The sequence below is a fragment of the Flavobacterium ajazii genome, from assembly GCF_010614725.1.
GTDB classification, from domain to species: Bacteria; Bacteroidota; Bacteroidia; order Flavobacteriales; family Flavobacteriaceae; genus Flavobacterium; species Flavobacterium ajazii.
Map to the genome: position 1 here is coordinate 59,452 of NZ_JAAEHL010000011.1, position 19,213 is coordinate 78,664.

18 protein-coding genes and 4 tRNA genes are annotated in these 19,213 nt (G+C 34.5%); 21 read left to right on the forward strand and 1 reads right to left on the reverse strand.

Annotated features, from left to right (window positions below; genetic code table 11):
• Positions 1 to 2: 2 nt before the first annotated feature.
• The 4 genes from tamL (at position 3) to GWR14_RS18450 (ending at position 4,541) form a co-directional block, all read left to right on the forward strand.
• On the forward strand, positions 3 to 2,300 hold the full coding sequence (gene tamL / locus GWR14_RS18435) for a translocation and assembly module lipoprotein TamL (protein WP_163410573.1): 2,298 nt from the start codon (positions 3 to 5) through the stop codon (positions 2,298 to 2,300).
• Between the two features lie 108 nt (positions 2,301 to 2,408).
• Complete coding sequence (locus GWR14_RS18440; RefSeq protein ID WP_163410575.1) at positions 2,409 to 2,891, forward strand: 3'-5' exonuclease; 483 nt, start codon at positions 2,409 to 2,411, stop codon at positions 2,889 to 2,891.
• Positions 2,892 to 2,980: 89 nt separating this feature from the next.
• Positions 2,981 to 4,252 carry a DUF2851 family protein gene (locus tag GWR14_RS18445; RefSeq protein WP_163410576.1) on the forward strand — a complete coding sequence of 424 codons (1,272 nt, stop codon included), beginning with the start codon at positions 2,981 to 2,983 and terminating at the stop codon, positions 4,250 to 4,252.
• Positions 4,253 to 4,313: 61 nt separating this feature from the next.
• A complete protein-coding gene (locus GWR14_RS18450; protein ID WP_163410578.1) occupies positions 4,314 to 4,541 on the forward strand; it encodes a PspC domain-containing protein in 228 nt (75 codons plus the stop codon).
• 82 nt (positions 4,542 to 4,623) lie between these two features.
• On the opposite strand, the gene GWR14_RS18455 is transcribed toward GWR14_RS18450, so the two are convergent.
• On the reverse strand, positions 4,624 to 6,102 hold the full coding sequence (locus GWR14_RS18455) for an amino acid permease (RefSeq protein ID WP_163410579.1): 1,479 nt from the start codon (positions 6,100 to 6,102) through the stop codon (positions 4,624 to 4,626).
• A 252-nt stretch (positions 6,103 to 6,354) separates the two neighbouring features.
• On the opposite strand from GWR14_RS18455, the gene GWR14_RS18460 reads away from it, so the two are divergent.
• The 17 genes from GWR14_RS18460 to rpoB all read left to right on the forward strand — a co-directional run bounded on the left by GWR14_RS18460 (position 6,355) and on the right by rpoB (position 19,021).
• Entirely contained in the window at positions 6,355 to 7,239 is an 885-nt protein-coding gene (locus GWR14_RS18460) for a ComEA family DNA-binding protein (RefSeq protein WP_163410580.1), read from the forward strand.
• A gap of 13 nt (positions 7,240 to 7,252) precedes the next feature.
• Complete coding sequence (locus tag GWR14_RS18465) at positions 7,253 to 8,395, forward strand: acyl-CoA dehydrogenase family protein (RefSeq protein ID WP_163410582.1); 1,143 nt, start codon at positions 7,253 to 7,255, stop codon at positions 8,393 to 8,395.
• 196 nt (positions 8,396 to 8,591) lie between these two features.
• Complete coding sequence (gene rpsU, locus GWR14_RS18470) at positions 8,592 to 8,786, forward strand: 30S ribosomal protein S21 (protein ID WP_025571153.1); 195 nt, start codon at positions 8,592 to 8,594, stop codon at positions 8,784 to 8,786.
• Between the two features lie 122 nt (positions 8,787 to 8,908).
• Positions 8,909 to 9,802 (forward strand): tyrosine-type recombinase/integrase, encoded by an 894-nt coding sequence (locus GWR14_RS18475; RefSeq protein ID WP_163410584.1) that lies wholly within the window; start codon positions 8,909 to 8,911, stop codon positions 9,800 to 9,802.
• A gap of 34 nt (positions 9,803 to 9,836) precedes the next feature.
• Positions 9,837 to 10,139: a ribosome hibernation-promoting factor, HPF/YfiA family gene (hpf, locus tag GWR14_RS18480; RefSeq protein WP_163410585.1), complete on the forward strand. Its 303-nt coding sequence runs from the start codon at positions 9,837 to 9,839 to the stop codon at positions 10,137 to 10,139.
• A 91-nt stretch (positions 10,140 to 10,230) separates the two neighbouring features.
• Positions 10,231 to 10,304, forward strand: a tRNA-Thr gene (locus tag GWR14_RS18485).
• 58 nt (positions 10,305 to 10,362) lie between these two features.
• A tRNA-Tyr gene (locus GWR14_RS18490) sits at positions 10,363 to 10,443 on the forward strand.
• An 80-nt stretch (positions 10,444 to 10,523) separates the two neighbouring features.
• Positions 10,524 to 10,595 (forward strand) — tRNA-Thr (locus GWR14_RS18495).
• 55 nt (positions 10,596 to 10,650) lie between these two features.
• Positions 10,651 to 11,838 (forward strand): elongation factor Tu, encoded by a 1,188-nt coding sequence (gene tuf, locus GWR14_RS18500; protein WP_026730432.1) that lies wholly within the window; start codon positions 10,651 to 10,653, stop codon positions 11,836 to 11,838.
• A gap of 55 nt (positions 11,839 to 11,893) precedes the next feature.
• Positions 11,894 to 11,964: transfer RNA gene (locus GWR14_RS18505), tRNA-Trp, on the forward strand.
• Between the two features lie 18 nt (positions 11,965 to 11,982).
• A complete protein-coding gene (gene secE / locus GWR14_RS18510) occupies positions 11,983 to 12,180 on the forward strand; it encodes a preprotein translocase subunit SecE (RefSeq protein WP_008466927.1) in 198 nt (65 codons plus the stop codon).
• A gap of 10 nt (positions 12,181 to 12,190) precedes the next feature.
• Positions 12,191 to 12,742, forward strand: a complete 552-nt coding sequence (gene nusG, locus GWR14_RS18515; protein ID WP_008466925.1) for a transcription termination/antitermination protein NusG — start codon at positions 12,191 to 12,193, stop codon at positions 12,740 to 12,742.
• 67 nt (positions 12,743 to 12,809) lie between these two features.
• Positions 12,810 to 13,247, forward strand: coding sequence for a 50S ribosomal protein L11 (gene rplK / locus GWR14_RS18520; RefSeq protein WP_008466923.1), 438 nt, complete (start codon positions 12,810 to 12,812; stop codon positions 13,245 to 13,247).
• Between the two features lie 13 nt (positions 13,248 to 13,260).
• Positions 13,261 to 13,950, forward strand: a complete 690-nt coding sequence (rplA, locus tag GWR14_RS18525; RefSeq protein WP_025572415.1) for a 50S ribosomal protein L1 — start codon at positions 13,261 to 13,263, stop codon at positions 13,948 to 13,950.
• A gap of 22 nt (positions 13,951 to 13,972) precedes the next feature.
• Positions 13,973 to 14,476, forward strand: a complete 504-nt coding sequence (rplJ, locus tag GWR14_RS18530) for a 50S ribosomal protein L10 (protein WP_163410586.1) — start codon at positions 13,973 to 13,975, stop codon at positions 14,474 to 14,476.
• Between the two features lie 93 nt (positions 14,477 to 14,569).
• Positions 14,570 to 14,941, forward strand: a complete 372-nt coding sequence (gene rplL / locus GWR14_RS18535; protein ID WP_163410587.1) for a 50S ribosomal protein L7/L12 — start codon at positions 14,570 to 14,572, stop codon at positions 14,939 to 14,941.
• A 267-nt stretch (positions 14,942 to 15,208) separates the two neighbouring features.
• On the forward strand, positions 15,209 to 19,021 hold the full coding sequence (gene rpoB / locus GWR14_RS18540) for a DNA-directed RNA polymerase subunit beta (RefSeq protein WP_163410588.1): 3,813 nt from the start codon (positions 15,209 to 15,211) through the stop codon (positions 19,019 to 19,021).
• The last annotated feature ends 192 nt before the right edge of the window (positions 19,022 to 19,213 follow it).

A 19,213-nucleotide genomic window follows, 5' to 3' on the forward strand; every position in this document is an offset into this window, starting at 1 on the left:
ATATGAAAAACAGATATATAAAATATTGTATTGTGCTGTCCATATTTTTTGTTTTTGGATGCAGCAACACCAAATATTTACCTGAAGGAGAATTGTTGTATACTGGTGGTTCTGTAAAAGTTAAAGATTCAATAATCAAAAAAAGTGATAGAAAAGCATTAGAAAAAGAGCTGGAAGGATTACTTCGTCCAAAACCTAATAAGCAATTTTTGGGTCTCCGTCCGAAATTATGGATTTACAATATTGCAGGTGAACCTAAAAAGGAAAAAGGATTTAGATATTGGCTTCGAACAAAAGTAGGAGAAGAACCTGTGCTATTCAGTAAAGTCGATTTAGATTATAATGCTTCTGTTTTAAGAAATTTTACCGAAAATAAAGGCTATTTTAAAACCCGTGTAAGTGCCGATTCGACAGTTCGGAATAAAAGAGCAACAGCAGAATATATTGTAGTTCCCAAAAAACAATATATTATTAAAAGCGTCACTTTTCCTGATGATTCATTGGCAATGTCCAGAATTATTGGAAGATCAAGCCGAAGAAGTTTGTTGAAAGTTGGAAACCCTTATGATCTGGATGTCATAAAAGCCGAAAGAGAACGAATCGACGCAAGACTGAAAGAACGCGGTTATTATTATTTTAATCCGGATTATATTTTGGCTAAAGCTGATAGCAGTAAAGGAGATCACGAAGTAAAAATAAGACTGGTGATAAAAGACGATGCACCACCAAAAGCGCTTACATCTTATAAAATTGATAAGATTTTTGTTTATCCAAATTTTTCCATTTCAAAAGACAGCGTTAAATACAAGCCCGAAGATATTGTGCAGTACAAAGATTTTACAATTATTGACACGGCAGATACTTTTAAACCCAGAGTTTTTGACAGAACGATATATTTTAAAAAAGGGGATTTGTATAATCGGAAAGACCATAATCTGACTTTAAACCGATTTGTAAATCTGGGTACATTTAGTTTTGTAAAAAATGAATTTAGAACTTCTGATAGTATAAAAAATGCTTTGGATTCCTATTATTATCTAACACTTTTGCCAAAGAAATTTATTAGGGTTGAGGTTTTGGGAAAAACAAATTCGGCAAGTTATACCGGTACAGAAGTCAATGTAAACTGGAACAACAGGAATTTGTTCCGAGGTGCAGAATTGTTGACTGTTTCTGTTTTTGGCGGGGCTGATTTCCAACTTTCAGGAACGAATAACGGTAAAAATATCTATAAACTTGGAACCGAAACTAGTTTGACCTGGCCAAGATTTATTGTACCATTTTTTCCTATTGAAGGTTCCAGTGAATATATACCAAGAACCAAAGCAACTGTAAGATATGAATATCAAAACAGAACCCAATTGTACGCTTTGAATTCGTTTAAAACTTCGTTTGGTTATTTGTGGAAAGAGAATGCCCGCAAAGAGCATCAGCTGAATGTATTTGATATTACGTACGTGAGTCCAAATCATGTAACACAAGAATACCTTGATGATATAAAAGAAGATGAGTCGTTGGGAAAAGTAATTGAGAAACAATTGATTTTTGGACCAACATACTCGTATACCTACACGAATACAATGCAGAAACGTAAAAAAAATACTTTTTACTTTAACGGAGAGTTAGATTTGGCCGGAAACATAACGGGTTTGGTTACTGGTGCAAATGTAAAAAAGAACGATACTATTAAAATTTTTGATGTTCCATTCAGCCAATATGCGAAAATCAAAGCAGATTTCAGGCATTATTTAAAATTGAGCAAAGAAAGCGAATTGGCAAGCCGGGTGATTGTTGGGCTTGGGCTTCCGTATGGAAATTCAGGTGTTTTACCAACATCAAAGCAGTTTGTGGTTGGAGGAACAAACAGTATTCGGGCTTTTAGGGCAAGATCAATTGGTCCTGGAAGTTACTTAAATACAGTGACAACAAATAATTATCTGCCGGACCAATCAGGAGATTTGAAATTAGAATTCAGTACAGAATATCGGGCAAAACTTTTTAGTATTGTACGGGGAGCCGCATTTATTGATGCCGGAAATATTTGGCTTGTAAACGCAGATCCAAATAAACCAGGTGCAGAGTTTTCTAAGGATTTTATGAAAGAAATTGCCGTAGGTGCAGGTGTCGGTCTGCGATTTGATGTTTCTTTCTTTATTTTAAGAACGGATTTGGCATTTCCACTTCGAAAACCATATTTACCCGATGGCGAAAGATGGGTGATTGATGATATTAATTTTGGAAGCGGTTCATGGAGAAAAGATAATCTGATTTTGAATATTGCGATTGGTTATCCTTTCTAAACCATTTGCAAGAAGAAAGTTTTATATCAGAACTTAAAATGTTAGGAGAAGCTTTAAATTTGCATTATCGATACAATTAAAAATTCTGAATCCTAAAACATAATCAAATTGACTTTTACTGCTATAGATTTTGAAACAGCAACATCCTATCATCCGTGTTCAGTCGGAATAGTGACTGTAGAAAACGGAATTATTACAGATGAGTTTGTTACTTTAATCAAACCACCCAATAATGAATATAATCCCTATACAATTCAGGTTCATGGAATATATCCTCGTGATACTATAAACGCAAAAACTTTTTTGCAGGTTTATCCTGAAATTGAAAGACGTTTAAAAAATAGAGTAGTAGTGGCACATAACGAAAGTTTTGACCGAAATGTTTTAATTAAATCGATGGCAATTAACGGATTGCATTACGAAGATTTAAATATTGCCAACAGATGGGAGTGTACGGTTAAAATTTATAAAGCAAAAGGAATAAAACCAACCAAACTTAGTGATTGCTGCCGTGAAATGAAGATTCAGCTAAATCACCATGAAGCGTTGTCTGATGCACGAGCATGTGCGAGACTGTATCTAATGAAATAAATCTCTTTAATTACTTTATTGAATTGTAATATTAATACTATTTTTTAGTACTTTTAAGATGTTGTAAAATCAATATAAAAGTCTAAAAAATGAAAGAGGATTTTCTTCATTATCTCTGGAAGTTTAAAAAATTTGACACTTTAAATTTAAAAACAGTAAGTGACGAAGAAGTTACGATTATAAATACTGGAAATTATTTAGAACTTGCAGGACCTGATTTTTTTAACGCACAGATAAAAATTGGAAATCAAAAATGGGCAGGAAATGTTGAAATGCATGTCAAATCTTCTGACTGGTATTTGCATCTTCATGAAAAAGATCCTACTTATGAAAATGTAATTTTACACGTTGTTTGGGAGCACGATACAGATATTTACAGACGAAATAATACAGAAATTCCAGTGTTGGTCTTAAAAAATTATGTATCCTCCGAAACAATTTCAAATTATAACAAGCTAAAATCTCCTAAATCCTGGATATATTGTGAAAAACAGATTGCTAAAATACCTGGGTTTATTTTTAAAAACTGGCAGGAACGTTTGTTTTTTGATCGTCTGGAAAGAAAGTCACAAGTTATTTATGATTTACTTAAAATAACGAATCAGGATTGGGAAGCAGTTTTGTTTTGTTTGTTAGCTAAAAATTTTGGTTTAAATACTAACGGAAATTCGTTTTTGCAATTAGCAAAGGCAATACCATTTTCAATCATTCGAAAAGAAAGCTTTGAACTGGAAAATTTGGAAGCCCTGTTTTTTGGAATGACAGGTTTGTTGGATTCAGATAAGGAAGATATTTATTTTAAGGATTTAAAATTCAGGTATTATTATCTTCTGCATAAATACCAAATTGAAAAAGTTTATACGGAACCCGTTCAGTTTTTTAAGCATCGCCCGGATAATTTTCCAACTATTCGTCTTTCGCAATTGGCAGGTTTATATCATAAGCATCAAAATTTATTTTCTAAAATAATTGAACTGAAATCTATTGATGCCGTTTATAAAGTATTTAATATTTCAGTTAGTTCGTATTGGCAAATCCATTATCAGTTTGATAAAGAAAGTCCAAAGAAAACAAAGTCATTATCTAATTCATTTATAGATTTATTGGTAATAAACACAATTGTTCCTTTGCAATTTGCTTATGCTAAAACAATGGACGAATCGATTGCAGAAGATTTAATTTCTATTTTGAATGATATAAGTCCAGAAAAAAATTCAATTATTGATAAGTTTAAGTCTTTTGGGATTTCTTCAGAAAATGCTTTTGAAACACAGTCTTTGCTTCAGCTTAAAAGCCAGCATTGTGATGTTAGTGGCTGTCTGAAATGTGCTATTGGTATGGAATTACTTAAAAACAATTAATCTCCTGAAACTTGCTAATTATATAATTTTGTATTTTTGCCAATAATTAATACCCAAAAAAATGTCATTGATTTTAAAGTTGAAATTCTTTTTCGAAAAATACGGTTTTCATGTTTCATCCAGATTAGCAGATAAACTGGGAATGCGTGTTACCAGTGTTCGACTTTTTTTTATTTATATTTCGTTTGTTACGGCCGGCTTAGGCTTCGGAGTATATTTGACTTTAGCCTTTTGGATTAGATTGAAAGATTTAATTAGGGCAAAAAGAACTTCCGTTTTTGATTTGTAACTTAAATATTGAAACATAAAAAAAGGATCAGAGAGTAAAATTTTTACTTCTGATCCTTTTTTCTTTTATTATATGAAAAAAATTATTCTCCCGTATTGTTTAATTTACTGTTTTTCTTACCGTATACAAAGTAAATAATAACGCCTAAAGCCATCCATGCAAAAAGCCTTAACCAATTTGTCCAGCCTAAACCATACATCATGGCGCAACATACAAGTACTCCTAATATAGGAACTAATGGAACAAATGGAGTCTTAAACTCTCTAAGCATATTTGGTTCTCTTTTTCGTAAAATAATAACAGAAATACATACAAGTACGAAAGCAAACAAAGTTCCAATACTAGTCATATCACCTACAATATCTCCTGGGATAAATGCAGCAAATGCACCAACAATTACTAAAATTACTAGGTTTGCTTTATAAGGTGTTTTGTATTTAGGGTGAACATCGCTGAATGCTTTTGGAAGTAAACCGTCTTTACCCATTGCATAAAATACTCTGGATTGTCCTAATAACATCACTAAAATTACAGAAGAAAAACCTGCTAAAATCGCAACGGTTACTAATTGACCTAACCATTCGTAACCAATCATGTATTTGTTAATTGCAAATGCAACCGAAGCTTCTTTACCGCCAGTTCTAAAATCTTCAACTGTAGCAACACCTGTTAATACGTGAGCAAAAAGAATATATAATAATGTACAGACAGCCAAAGAGCCTAATATACCAATTGGCATTGCTTTTTTAGGATTTTTGGTTTCCTGAGCTGCAGTACTAACAGCATCAAATCCGATAAAGGCAAAGAAAACAGTTCCTGCTGCCCCTAAAATTCCTAAAATTCCACCATAGCTATGATTAATTCCATGTTCATCTGTAAAAACTGAACTTTGTGGGATGTATACTGCATGGTTAGCCGGGTTTATAAAGTTCCAGCCAATAACTATAATAAGAACTACAATTGCCACTTTTACGATTACTATAATGCCATTTACAAAAGCGGATTCCTGAATTCCTTTTATTAATAATAAACTAATAACTCCAACAATAAATAAGGCAGGTAAATTGATTATTCCGTGTTCTCCCGTTTCAAGATTTGTCTGAAAAGGCGAATGAGAAAGAGAAAAAGGAATAGGACTTACATGCAAAACATTGACCAGTAAATTATTGAGATATTCACTCCAGGCAATTCCTACGGTAGCAGCTCCCACAGCATATTCAAGAATTAAATCCCAGCCAATTATCCATGCTAAAAACTCGCCCATAGTTGCGTATGTATAGGTATATGCACTACCTGAAATTGGAATAGATGAGGATAGTTCAGCATAACATAATCCTGCTAAGGCGCATCCTATAGCCGCAACAATAAAAGCAATTGTTACCGATGGACCGGCACTCTGAGCAGCGGCAGTGGCTGTTCTCACAAATAGACCAGCTCCAATGATGGCGCCAATTCCTAATGCAATCAGTGACCAGGCAGTTAATGTTCTTTTTAATCCTTTCTCAGAATCAGCGGCTTCGGCTAAAAGTTGAGCCAATGGTTTTCGTTTCCAAATAGACATATTTATTTATGGTTTTATTGTTATTAAGCTCCAAATGTATTGTTTTTTATAAAAAATAAAAACAATTATGTTGTTTTAAGTTATAAAATATTTAATTTTTAGATGGAATCGATAAGAAAAGTTTGGTGTTCTTTGAAATGTATTACGCTATTAGTAACAATTTTGTAAATGATGTTTTTTATAAAAACAAAATAATAAGTATTTTTCTTAATAAAATTTATATTTTTATGATTTAAAAAATCTTATTCAAAAATGAAATTTAGAAATACAGCTCCTTATTTTAGTTTTACAAATCAACAGCGCAAAGGAATTTTTTTTCTTCTCATTATAATTATCGCATTGCAATTATTTTATTTTTTCTCTGATTTTAGTCAGGCTGAAAAAAGTCAGCCAGAAAAGGAACAATGGCTGTCTTTACAATCTGAGGTTGATTCATTAAAAGCAATTAAATATAATGAAAAGCCCAAAATCTACCCTTTTAACCCAAATTTCATTTCAGATTACAAAGGATATAAATTAGGAATGTCAGTTCAGGAAATTGACAGATTGTTTGCTTATAGAAAAGAAAATAAATATGTTAATTCTGCTGAAGAATTCCAAAAAGTGACTAAGGTTTCAGATTCCTTGTTAAATGTCATTTCTCCCTATTTTAAGTTTCCAAATTGGATTCAGAACAAAAAGAATTTTAAAGCTTATGACAAAGGATATCTATCACAACCATTTAAAAAAGAGGATATCATAGTTTTAGATATTAATCAGGCGGTCAAGGAAGATTTTATGAAAATTAATGGAATTGGAGAAGGCTTATCACAGCGAATTTTAAAGCAAAAGGAAAGTTTGGAGGCTTTTGTTTCAATGGAACAAATAAATGATGTTTGGGGGCTTCCTCCGGAAGTGATACTTGAATTGAAAAAGTATTTTAAGGTTTCGTCTTTTCCAAAAATTAAAAAAATTCCAGTAAATGATGCGTCTTTAAAGGAATTATCTCAATTTCCGTATTTTAAATATACCTTGGCAAAACAAATTGTAACCTATCGAAGCATGAATGGAAAAATTAAAAATATTGAGGATTTGATAAATATTAAAGGCTTTCCTGTTGAAAAAGCAAATATAATTAGTTTATATTTGGAGTTCTAAAAACAGGTTACAAATGAATTTTGATTATAATGAAACCCAGTCCATGATTGCGGAGTCTATAAAAGATTTTGCTGCAAAAAATATAAAACCTTATATAATGGAGTGGGATGAAGCACAAATATTTCCAATTCCACTGTTTAAAAAGTTAGGTGAAATGGGGTTTATGGGAGTTTTGGTTCCCGAAGAATATGGAGGATCTGGCTTAGGTTATCATGAATATATTACTGTAGTTGAAGAAATTTCAAAAGTTGATCCCTCAATAGGTTTGTCGGTTGCAGCGCATAATTCATTATGTACCAATCATATTTTGACTTTTGGTAATGAAGAACAAAAGAAAAAATGGCTCCCAAAACTGGCTACAGCAGAATATATTGGAGCATGGGGATTGACAGAACATAATACAGGTTCTGATGCAGGAGGGATGAACACAACAGCTGTTAAAGATGGTGATTTCTGGATTGTAAACGGTGCTAAAAATTTTATTACTCATGCGATTTCAGGTGATATTGCAGTCGTAGTGGTTCGCACCGGAGAAAAAGGAGATTCAAAAGGAATGACAGCTTTTGTATTTGAAAAAGATATGCAGGGATTTACTTCAGGAAAAAAAGAAAATAAATTAGGAATGCGTGCGAGTGAAACAGCCGAGTTGGTTTTTGATAACTGTAGGGTTCCAGATGCAAATAGATTGGGGGAAGTAGGGCAGGGTTTCGTTCAGGCTATGCAAATATTAGACGGAGGTAGAATTTCTATAGGAGCATTATCGCTTGGAATTGCAAAAGGAGCATATCAGGCGGCACTTAAATATTCGAAAGAAAGATATCAGTTTGGTCAGCCAATTAGTAGTTTTCAGGGAATTTCATTCAAATTGGCTGATATGGCAACTGAAATAGAAGCTTCCGAGTTATTGTTGCATAAAGCAGCTTTTTTAAAACAAAAACACAAACCGGTTACAACTTTAGGAGCAATGGCCAAGATGTATGCATCTGAAGCCTGTGTGAAAATCGCAAATGAAGCAATTCAGATTCACGGAGGATATGGCTATACAAAAGATTTTCCGGTAGAGAAATTTTACAGGGATGCTAAATTATGTACTATCGGTGAAGGGACTACTGAAATTCAAAAATTGGTTATTTCGAGAAATTTGTTGAAAGATTAAAGATTAAAGATTAAAGATTAAAGATTAAAGATTAAAGATTAAAGATTAAAGATTAAAGATTAAAGATTAAAGATTACCATTAAAATCTATTTTCTTTACTCTTTGTTCTGTCTTCAAAAAAAAATCATAATTTATAACTCATAATTCATAATTAATATATACTTTTGCAGCCTTAACGAAAGGAGGTGTCTATATTATGTTAATTATACCAATTAAAGACGGAGAAAATATCGATAGAGCATTAAAGCGCTATAAAAGAAAATTTGATAAAACAGGAACTGTTCGTCAATTAAGAGCACGTACTGCTTTTATTAAGCCTTCTGTTATCAAAAGAGCTCAAATTCAGAAAGCGGCTTACATTCAAAACTTGAAAGATAGTTTAGAGAGTTAATATCAGCTTTTTTAAAATAATTACCGTTAGTCATCAAAATAAATTAACTTTGATGCTAACGGTTTTTTTATGCTTAATTTTTAAGTTGTGTAAGTGTGTAGAAAAAAGATATTCTGTTTCTTATGAAGTCAAATAAAGGTGCATTTCGAGATTATCTTCAGCTGGAGAAAAAATATTCGGTACATACTGTTAATGCTTATTTAAATGATATTTCGTTTTTCGAGGTGTTTAATCAAATTCATTTTAATCAGGAAGGTATTGAGGGGGTGAATTATAGTCAAATCAGGAGTTGGATTGTTTCGTTGGTTGATGAAGGTGTTTCGAATGTTTCTGTTAATAGAAAAATGGCTTCCTTAAAGTCGTTTTATAAATTTCTTTTAAAAACAAAACAAATAGAGGTAAGTCCAATGTTGAAGCATAGGGCTTTGAAAACTCCTAAAATTGTTCAGATTCCGTTTTCGGAAAAAGAATTAACAGATTTAATGTTGGAGGTTGAAGCTCCTGTTGGTTTTGAGGAAATCAGGGATAAGCTTATTGTAGAGCTTTTTTATACGACAGGAATGCGACGGGCTGAGCTGATAAACCTAATGATGTTTAATGTGGATTTGTCTTTAGGTACGGTTAAGGTTTTGGGTAAAAGGAATAAAGAGCGTATTGTTCCGGTTTTGCCAATAGTCGCTGAGCAGATTAAGTTGTATTTGAGAGAGCGATTGGTTATTGAAGGGATAGTGAATGATGATTATTTTTTTATTTCTAAAAAAGGGTTAAAATTGAGCGAATCTTTTGTGTATCGTTTAATAAATTCATACTTTAGTAGGGTCTCTGAAAAAGTAAAAAAGAGTCCGCATGTGCTTCGGCATACATTTGCGACTCATTTATTGAATAACGGAGCAGATTTGAATTCAGTTAAAGAATTATTAGGGCATTCTAGTTTGGCGTCTACGCAGGTTTATACTCATAATAGTTTAGCGGAACTTAAAAAAGTATATGCAGGGGCGCATCCAAGAAGTAAATAATGATTCTGAAATGTTTAACCCTAAAATTAGAATTATGAAGGTAGATGTTCATGCCGTTAACTTTACTGTTGACAGAAAGTTGGTAGATTTTGTTCAGGAAAGAATGAATAAATTGGAAAAATATTATGATCGGGTTGTCTCGGCAGATGTGTTTTTGAAAGTTGAAAGAACAAGTGATAAGGAGAACAAAGTTGTGGAGATTAAAATTAATGTTCCTGGAGATGAGTTTTTAGTTAAAAAACAATGTAAGACTTTTGAAGAAGCAGTTGAGCTTTCGGCAGAATCATTGGAGCGTTTACTGGTAAAAAGGAAAGAAAAAATAAGGGCACACGTATAATTGAAATTTTTTTTCAAAAAATGTTTTGATACAAAGATAAAATAGCTACATTTGCAGTCCGTTAGAAATAGCGGACTTTTTTATTGTATTCGCCGATGTAGCTCAGCTGGCTAGAGCAGCTGATTTGTAATCAGCAGGTCGTGGGTTCGAGTCCCTCTATCGGCTCGGAGAATTTCAAATGCGATTTGAAATTAGTTCTTTAAAATAATGAATTTTGAAATTAGGGGAGATACTCAAGCGGCCAACGAGGGCAGACTGTAAATCTGCTGTGTGAACTTCGCAGGTTCGAATCCTGCTCTCCCCACAAAAAAAAGAAGTTAAGGTTTTGGGTTGAAGATTTTTGTTGAAAAGTCTAAATTCAAAAATCTGAAATCAGAACTCTCTGCCGGTGTAGCTCAGGGGTAGAGTGCTTCCTTGGTAAGGAAGAGGTCTCGGGTTCAAATCCCGACATTGGCTCAAGTAAGTAGGAAATTGAAAATTAATATATAACTAAGATTAAAAATTAAGTAAAATGGCAAAGGAGAATTTTAATCGTTCCAAACCGCACTTAAACATAGGTACAATTGGACACGTAGATCACGGAAAGACTACATTAACTGCTGCAATCACTAAAGTATTGTCAGATGCTGGTTACTGTCAAGCGAAATCGTTTGATCAAATCGATAACGCTCCAGAGGAGAAAGAAAGAGGTATTACTATTAATACATCACACGTAGAGTATGAAACAGCTAACCGTCACTACGCTCACGTTGACTGTCCAGGTCACGCGGATTACGTAAAGAACATGGTTACTGGTGCTGCTCAGATGGACGGAGCTATCTTAGTAGTTGCTGCTACAGATGGTCCAATGCCACAAACTCGTGAGCACATCCTTTTAGGTCGTCAGGTTGGTATTCCAAGAATTGTTGTTTTCATGAACAAAGTGGATATGGTTGATGATGCTGAGTTATTAGAGCTTGTTGAAATGGAAATTAGAGATTTATTATCTTTCTATGAATATGATGGAGATAATGGTCCTGTTGTTCAGGGTTCTGCATTAGGAGGATTAAATAATGATCCAAACTGGGTACCTAAAATTATTGAATTAATGGAAGCTGTTGATGCTTGGATCGAAGAGCCAGTACGTGACGTTGCTAAACCATTCTTGATGCCAGTTGAGGACGTATTTACAATTACAGGTCGTGGAACTGTTGCTACAGGTCGTATCGAAACTGGAGTTGCTAACACTGGAGATCCTGTTGAAATCATTGGTATGGGAGCTGAAAAATTAACTTCTACTATTACAGGGGTTGAGATGTTCCGTAAAATCCTTGACAGAGGTGAGGCTGGAGATAACGTAGGTTTATTGTTAAGAGGTATTGATAAAGCTGATATCAAAAGAGGTATGGTTATTATTAAGCCAGGTTCAGTAAAACCACACGCTAAATTCAAAGCTGAGGTTTATATCTTGAAAAAAGAAGAAGGTGGACGTCACACTCCATTCCACAATAACTACCGTCCACAGTTCTACGTACGTACAACTGACGTAACAGGAGTTATTTCTTTACCAGCAGGTGTAGAGATGGTAATGCCAGGTGATAACTTAACTATCGAGGTTGCTTTATTAAGCCCGATCGCTATGAACGTAGGTTTACGTTTCGCTATCCGTGAAGGTGGTAGAACAGTTGGAGCTGGTCAGGTAACTGAAATCGTAGAGTAATTCTATAAAAATAAATAAAAAGCCAGTGATTATTTTTTAATCACTGGCTTTAATTACGGGCGTAGTTCAAGGGTAGAATAGCGGTCTCCAAAACCGTTGATGGGGGTTCGAATCCCTCCGCCCGTGCAATAAAAAATATATCAAATGACAAAAGTTACTAATTATTTATCAGAGGCTTTCGAAGAGTTAAAGTCAAATGTTACTTGGCCAGCTTGGGCTGAAGTGCAAAAATTGACAATTGTTGTAGCTGTATTTTCGATTTTATTCGCTTTGGCAACTTGGGGAGTAGACGAATTTTTTGCAAAAGCTTTGGCTGGATTTTTTAACTGGTTAAAAGGATAATTTTTTTGTGATGGCAGATAATAATGTGAAAAAATGGTACGTAGTTAGAGCGGTTAGTGGTCAAGAGAATAAAGTGAAAGCTTATATCGAGACTGAGATTGCGAGATTAGGTATGGAGGATTATGTTTCTCAGGTTTTGGTTCCTACTGAAAAAGTAGTTACTGTAAAAGATGGGAAAAAATCATCTAAGGATAAAGTGTATTTTCCTGGATATGTTATGATCGAAGCTAACTTAGTTGGTGAGATTCCTCATATTATTAAGTCAATTACTAGTGTTATTGGATTTTTAGGAGAAACTAAAGGCGGAGAACCTGTTCCTTTAAGACTTTCTGAAGTAAACCGTATGTTAGGAAAAGTGGATGAACTAGCTGTAAATACAGATACACGTTCTATTCCATTTAGTGTTGGGGAAACGGTTAAGGTTATTGATGGACCTTTCAATGGATTTAATGGATCTGTTGAGAAAATCAATGAAGAGAAGCGTAAGCTTGAAGTGATGGTTAAAATTTTTGGAAGAAAGACACCATTAGAATTGAGTTTTATGCAAGTTGAAAAAGTATAATTTTTTGTTACACTATAATAAACCATTGTAATCGCTTCCATTGATTACAGTGTTAAATTTTTTAAAAATGGCTAAAGAAATTAGTAAGGTAGTTAAACTACAAGTTAAGGGAGGTGCTGCGAATCCGTCGCCACCGGTTGGACCTGCTTTAGGAGCTGCTGGGGTTAATATCATGGAGTTCTGTAAGCAATTTAATGCTAGAACACAAGATAAACCTGGCAAAATTTGTCCAGTGCAAATCACTGTGTACAAAGACAAATCATTTGATTTTGTTGTTAAGACTCCTCCAGCAGCAGTTCAGTTAATGGAAGCTGCAAAGCTAAAATCTGGTTCTGGTGAGCCTAATCGTAAAAAAGTAGCTAGCGTTACTTGGGAACAAATTAGAACTATTGCTGAAGACAAAATGCCAGACTTAAATGCTTTCACAATTGAGAAAGCTATGAGTATGGTTGCTGGAACGGCTAGATCTATGGGTATAACTGTATCAGGAGACGCTCCTTTTTAATTAAGAAAAAGAAATGGCAAAATTAACAAAAAAGCAAAAAGAGGCTGCTTCAAAGATTGAAAAGAACAAATTATACTCTTTAAAAGATGCTGCTGCATTAATTAAAGTGGTTGCTTCTGCAAAATTTGATGAGTCTGTTGATATCGCAGTTCGTTTGGGTGTAGATCCAAGAAAAGCGAATCAAATGGTAAGAGGTGTGGTAACTTTACCTCACGGAACAGGAAAAGATGTTAAAGTATTAGCATTGGTTACTCCGGATAAAGAGGCTGAAGCAAGAGAGGCTGGAGCAGATCACGTAGGTCTTGATGATTACTTACAAAAAATTAAAGATGGTTGGACTGATGTTGATGTTATCATCACTATGCCGGCTGTTATGGGTAAATTAGGTCCATTAGGTCGTATTTTAGGACCTAGAGGTTTAATGCCAAACCCTAAAACAGGTACAGTAACTATGGATGTTGCTAAAGCTGTTCAAGAGGTTAAAGCTGGTAAAATTGACTTTAAAGTTGATAAAACTGGTATCGTTCACGCTGGAATCGGTAAAGTTTCTTTTGGAGCTGAGCAGATTGTTGACAACGCACACGAAATTATTCAAACATTAATAAAACTTAAACCAACTGCTGCTAAAGGTACATACATTAAAGGTATCCACCTTACAAGCACAATGAGTCCTGCTATCGCATTAGACCCAAAAGCAGTATAATTGGTAGTTAAAAATTTTTAGTATGACTAGAGAAGAAAAATCAATCGCGATTGAAAATTTAACTGCGCAGTTAGCTGGTACAAATATCGTTTATATATCTGATATTTCTGGTTTAAACGCAGAGACAACTTCAAACTTACGTAGAGCTTGTTTTAAAGCAGGTATCAAATTAGAGGTTGTAAAGAACACTTTGCTTGCAAAAGCAATGGAAGCTTCTTCTAATGATTATGGTGATTTACCTACAGTTTTATCAGGTAACAGTGCTATATTTATTTCTGATGTTGCTAATGCACCTGGAAAAATTATCAAAGATTTCCGTAAGAAATCTGATAAACCAGTTTTAAAAGGAGCTTACATCAATTCTGAAGTATATATTGGAGATAACCAATTAGATGCATTAGCTACAATTAAATCTAAAGAAGAGCTTATTGGAGAAATCATTGGACTATTACAATCTCCGGCTCAAAGAATCATTTCTGCTTTACAAAACAAATTCGCTGGAAGCGAAGAAGAAGGAGCAGAGTAATTATCAATGTAAGAAAGGATATTTTCTTACTGCTTAATTAGCGCACAATAAATAAATTATATTTTTTACAAATCATTTTAAACGATAGAAGAAATGGCAGATTTGAAACAATTCGCAGAACAATTAGTTAACTTAACAGTTAAAGAAGTTAACGAATTAGCAACAATATTAAAAGATGAGTATGGTATCGAGCCTGCTGCTGCAGCTGTAGTAGTTGCTGCTGGTGGTGGAGAAGGTGCTGCTGAAGAAGCTCAAACTGAATTTACAGTTGTATTAAAAGAGGCTGGTGCTTCTAAATTAGCAGTTGTAAAATTAGTTAAAGAACTTACTGGTTTAGGTCTTAAAGAAGCTAAAGACGTAGTTGACGGTGCTCCTGCAAACGTTAAAGAAGGTGTTTCTAAAGAAGAGGCTGAAGGTCTTAAGAAAGCTTTAGAAGAGGCTGGAGCTGTAGTTGAGCTTAAATAATTAAACTCAGTTTAGAACTAGGTTTAGACCTTGGATGATACCATCCAAGGGTCTAAACCATTTTTCGTATAATAAAATATATATCAAGTTTTATTATTCCATAGTTTAAAATACGAAAAAGTTTTTGATCAATACGAAGAAAGAAAATCGAACTTATTTTACTGTTTTATTTTTAAAGATGTATTGATTATAATTAAGAAAGTATAGATTAAACAGTGTGTTTTTACACAAAAAATTACTTTTTTTTAATCAAAATTTTGTCCATTGATGATAACAAATCAGACTGAAAGATTGAATTTTGCCTCTACAAAAAATATCCCTGACTATCCAGATTTCTTAGATGTTCAGGTTAAATCTTTTAAAGATTTCTTTCAATTAGAAACGAAATCTGACGAAAGAGGCAACGAAGGGTTATACAACACCTTCATGGAAAACTTTCCAATCACAGATACAAGAAACAACTTTGTATTGGAATTCCTAGATTATTTTGTTGATCCGCCACGTTATACAATTCAAGAATGTATAGAGAGAGGTCTTACTTATAGTGTGCCTTTAAAAGCTAGGTTAAAACTATACTGTACAGATCCAGAACACGAAGATTTTGAAACTATTGTACAAGATGTTTATCTTGGAACAATTCCTTACATGACTCCAAGTGGTACTTTTGTAATCAATGGCGCCGAGCGTGTTGTAGTGTCACAATTACACCGTTCTCCTGGGGTTTTCTTTGGACAGTCATTCCACGCAAATGGAACTAAACTTTATTCTGCAAGAGTAATTCCTTTTAAAGGTTCTTGGATAGAATTCTCTACAGATATCAACAGCGTAATGTACGCGTATATCGATAGAAAGAAAAAATTACCAGTAACAACTTTATTCCGTGCTATCGGTTTCGAAAGAGATAAGGATATCCTTGAAATTTTCGACTTAGCTGAAGAGATTAAAGTTTCTAAAACGGGTATTAAGAAATATATTGGCAGAAGACTTGCAGCACGTGTTTTGAACACTTGGCACGAGGATTTCGTAGATGAGGATACCGGAGAGGTAGTTTCTATCGAACGTAACGAAATCATCCTTGATCGTGATACGATTATCGACAAAGATAATGTTGAAGAGATCATCGATTCTAATGTAAAATCTATTTTGTTACACAAAGAGGATAACAATCAAGCTGATTATGCTATTATCCACAACACGTTACAAAAAGATCCAACAAACTCTGAAAAAGAAGCTGTAGAGCACATTTACCGTCAGTTGCGTAACGCTGAACCGCCTGATGAGGAAACTGCTCGTGGTATTATAGATAAATTGTTCTTCTCTGATCAACGTTATAACTTAGGTGAAGTTGGCCGTTACAGAATGAACAAAAAATTAGATTTAGATATTCCTATGGATAAGCAAGTGCTTACTAAAGAGGATATCATTACAATCGTGAAATATTTGATCGAGTTGATCAACTCTAAAGCAGAGATTGATGACATCGACCACTTATCAAACCGTCGTGTTAGAACAGTTGGTGAACAATTGTCTCAGCAATTCGGTGTTGGTTTAGCACGTATGGCTAGAACTATTCGTGAGAGAATGAACGTTAGAGATAACGAGGTGTTTACACCAATTGATTTGATTAATGCTAAAACATTATCATCAGTTATCAACTCTTTCTTTGGTACTAACCAGTTATCTCAATTTATGGATCAAACAAATCCATTAGCTGAGATTACACACAAAAGAAGACTTTCTGCACTTGGGCCAGGTGGACTTTCGAGAGAGAGAGCTGGTTTCGAGGTTCGTGACGTTCACTATACTCACTATGGTCGTTTATGTCCGATTGAAACTCCTGAGGGACCAAACATTGGTTTGATTTCATCTCTTGGTGTTTATGCAAAAGTAAACGGAATGGGATTCATCGAAACTCCATACCGTAAAGTAACAAATGGTGTAGTTGATTTAGAAAGTACTCCAGTTTACTTAAGTGCTGAAGAAGAAGAAGGTAAAATGATTGCTCAGGCAAACATTGAAATGGATGCTTCAGGTAAAATTACAGCTAGCAATGTTATTGCTCGTGAGGAAGGTGACTTCCCGGTTGTTGAGCCAACAGTAGTTCATTATACAGACGTTGCTCCTAACCAGATCGCTTCGATTTCTGCATCTTTGATTCCTTTCTTGGAGCATGATGATGCGAACCGTGCGTTGATGGGATCTAACATGATGCGTCAGGCAGTTCCTTTGATCCGTCCTGAAGCACCGATTGTTGGTACAGGTTTAGAGCGTCAGGTAGCTTCTGATTCAAGAGTATTGATCAATGCTGAAGGGCATGGTACTGTTGAGTACGTAGATGCTAACATCATTACTATTAAATACGATCGTACAGAAGACGAGAGAATGGTAAGTTTTGATGCTGATGAGAAAACGTACAACCTTATTAAATTTAGAAAAACCAATCAAGGTACAAGTATCAACTTGAAACCTATCGTAAGAAGAGGTGATAGAGTTGTTCCTGGACAAGTATTGTCTGAAGGATATGCTACTCAAAATGGAGAATTAGCTTTAGGTAGAAACTTAAAAGTTGCGTTCATGCCATGGAAAGGGTACAACTTCGAGGATGCGATTGTAATTTCTGAAAAAGTAGTTCGCGATGATATTTTTACTTCTATCCACGTTGATGATTATTCATTAGAGGTTAGAGATACTAAGTTAGGAAACGAAGAGTTAACAAACGATATTCCTAACGTTTCTGAAGAAGCTACTAAAGATTTAGATGAAAACGGTATGATTAGAATTGGAGCAGAGGTTAAGCCTGGCGACATTTTGATCGGAAAAATTACACCAAAAGGAGAATCAGATCCAACTCCAGAGGAGAAATTGCTTCGTGCAATCTTCGGAGATAAAGCTGGTGATGTAAAAGATGCTTCATTAAAAGCTTCTCCATCTTTACATGGTGTAGTTCTTGACAAAAAATTATTTGCAAGAGCCGTAAAAGATAAACGTAAACGTACTCAGGATAAAGATGCTTTAGGCGCTTTAGAAATGGAGTTCGAAACTAAATTTGTTGAATTAAAAGACAGATTGGTTGAGAAATTATTCTTGATCGTTAACGGAAAAACATCTCAAGGTGTAATGAATGATTTGGGTGAAGAAGTTTTACCAAAAGGTAAAAAATATACTCAAAAAATGCTTTACGCAGTAGAGGATTTTGCTCACTTAAGCAAAGGTCAATGGGTTGCTGATGACGCTACTAATAAAATGGTTAATGATTTAATTCATAACTATAAAATTAAGCTGAACGACTTACAAGGTGCTTTAAGAAGAGAGAAATTCACTATTACAGTTGGGGATGAATTACCATCTGGAATCTTGAAATTGGCTAAAATCTATATCGCTAAAAAACGTAAGTTAAAAGTAGGTGATAAAATGGCGGGTCGTCACGGTAACAAAGGTATTGTTGCAAGAATCGTTCGTCATGAAGATATGCCATTCTTAGAGGATGGAACACCAGTAGATATCGTATTGAATCCACTAGGGGTACCTTCTCGTATGAACATTGGTCAGATTTATGAGACTGTTCTTGGATGGGCTGGTATGAACTTGGGTAGAAAATTTGCTACTCCAATCTTCGACGGTGCTTCTCTAGACGAAATCAATGCTTTGACTGATGAAGCGGGAGTACCACGTTTTGGACATACTCACTTATTTGATGGTGGAACTGGAGAGCGTTTTGCACAAAAAGCGACTGTGGGTGTAATTTACATGCTTAAATTAGGACACATGGTTGATGATAAGATGCACGCACGTTCTATCGGACCATACTCGTTGATTACTCAACAGCCACTTGGAGGTAAAGCTCAATTTGGAGGTCAGCGTTTTGGAGAGATGGAGGTTTGGGCACTTGAGGCTTATGGAGCTTCTAGTACACTACGTGAAATCTTAACTGTTAAGTCTGATGACGTTATTGGTAGAGCTAAAACTTACGAGGCTATCGTTAAGGGAGAAACTATGCCAGAACCAGGTTTACCAGAATCATTCAATGTATTAATGCACGAATTGAAAGGTCTAGGTTTAGATCTTCGTTTGGAAGAATAATAAAAGTTTTCAGTTACAGTCTCAGTATTCAGTTCAACACTGAAAACTGGGACTGAGGCTGTTTACTAAATGTTACAAGTTTTTAAAGATTTATACCCGTAAACCGTTCCGATTTTTTATAACAATGCGAGGCATTTTATAACTAGCACTTCAAATTCAGTTTTGAGGTTTAGAGAAGTAACCCGAGGTAGT

Excerpts from the sequence above, each read along its gene's own strand:
- tamL (WP_163410573.1), top strand. The coding sequence starts at position 3 with ATGAAAAACAGATATATAAAATATTGTATTGTGCTGTCCATATTTTTT.
- GWR14_RS18445 (WP_163410576.1), top strand. The coding sequence starts at position 2,981 with ATGAAAGAGGATTTTCTTCATTATCTCTGGAAGTTTAAAAAATTTGAC.
- GWR14_RS18450 (WP_163410578.1), top strand. The coding sequence starts at position 4,314 with ATGTCATTGATTTTAAAGTTGAAATTCTTTTTCGAAAAATACGGTTTT.
- GWR14_RS18455 (WP_163410579.1), bottom strand. The coding sequence starts at position 6,102 with ATGTCTATTTGGAAACGAAAACCATTGGCTCAACTTTTAGCCGAAGCC.
- GWR14_RS18460 (WP_163410580.1), top strand. The coding sequence starts at position 6,355 with ATGAAATTTAGAAATACAGCTCCTTATTTTAGTTTTACAAATCAACAG.
- GWR14_RS18465 (WP_163410582.1), top strand. The coding sequence starts at position 7,253 with ATGAATTTTGATTATAATGAAACCCAGTCCATGATTGCGGAGTCTATA.
- rpsU (WP_025571153.1), top strand. The coding sequence starts at position 8,592 with ATGTTAATTATACCAATTAAAGACGGAGAAAATATCGATAGAGCATTA.
- GWR14_RS18475 (WP_163410584.1), top strand. The coding sequence starts at position 8,909 with ATGAAGTCAAATAAAGGTGCATTTCGAGATTATCTTCAGCTGGAGAAA.
- hpf (WP_163410585.1), top strand. The coding sequence starts at position 9,837 with ATGAAGGTAGATGTTCATGCCGTTAACTTTACTGTTGACAGAAAGTTG.
- tuf (WP_026730432.1), top strand. The coding sequence starts at position 10,651 with ATGGCAAAGGAGAATTTTAATCGTTCCAAACCGCACTTAAACATAGGT.
- secE (WP_008466927.1), top strand. The coding sequence starts at position 11,983 with ATGACAAAAGTTACTAATTATTTATCAGAGGCTTTCGAAGAGTTAAAG.
- nusG (WP_008466925.1), top strand. The coding sequence starts at position 12,191 with ATGGCAGATAATAATGTGAAAAAATGGTACGTAGTTAGAGCGGTTAGT.
- rplK (WP_008466923.1), top strand. The coding sequence starts at position 12,810 with ATGGCTAAAGAAATTAGTAAGGTAGTTAAACTACAAGTTAAGGGAGGT.
- rplA (WP_025572415.1), top strand. The coding sequence starts at position 13,261 with ATGGCAAAATTAACAAAAAAGCAAAAAGAGGCTGCTTCAAAGATTGAA.
- rplJ (WP_163410586.1), top strand. The coding sequence starts at position 13,973 with ATGACTAGAGAAGAAAAATCAATCGCGATTGAAAATTTAACTGCGCAG.
- rplL (WP_163410587.1), top strand. The coding sequence starts at position 14,570 with ATGGCAGATTTGAAACAATTCGCAGAACAATTAGTTAACTTAACAGTT.
- rpoB (WP_163410588.1), top strand. The coding sequence starts at position 15,209 with ATGATAACAAATCAGACTGAAAGATTGAATTTTGCCTCTACAAAAAAT.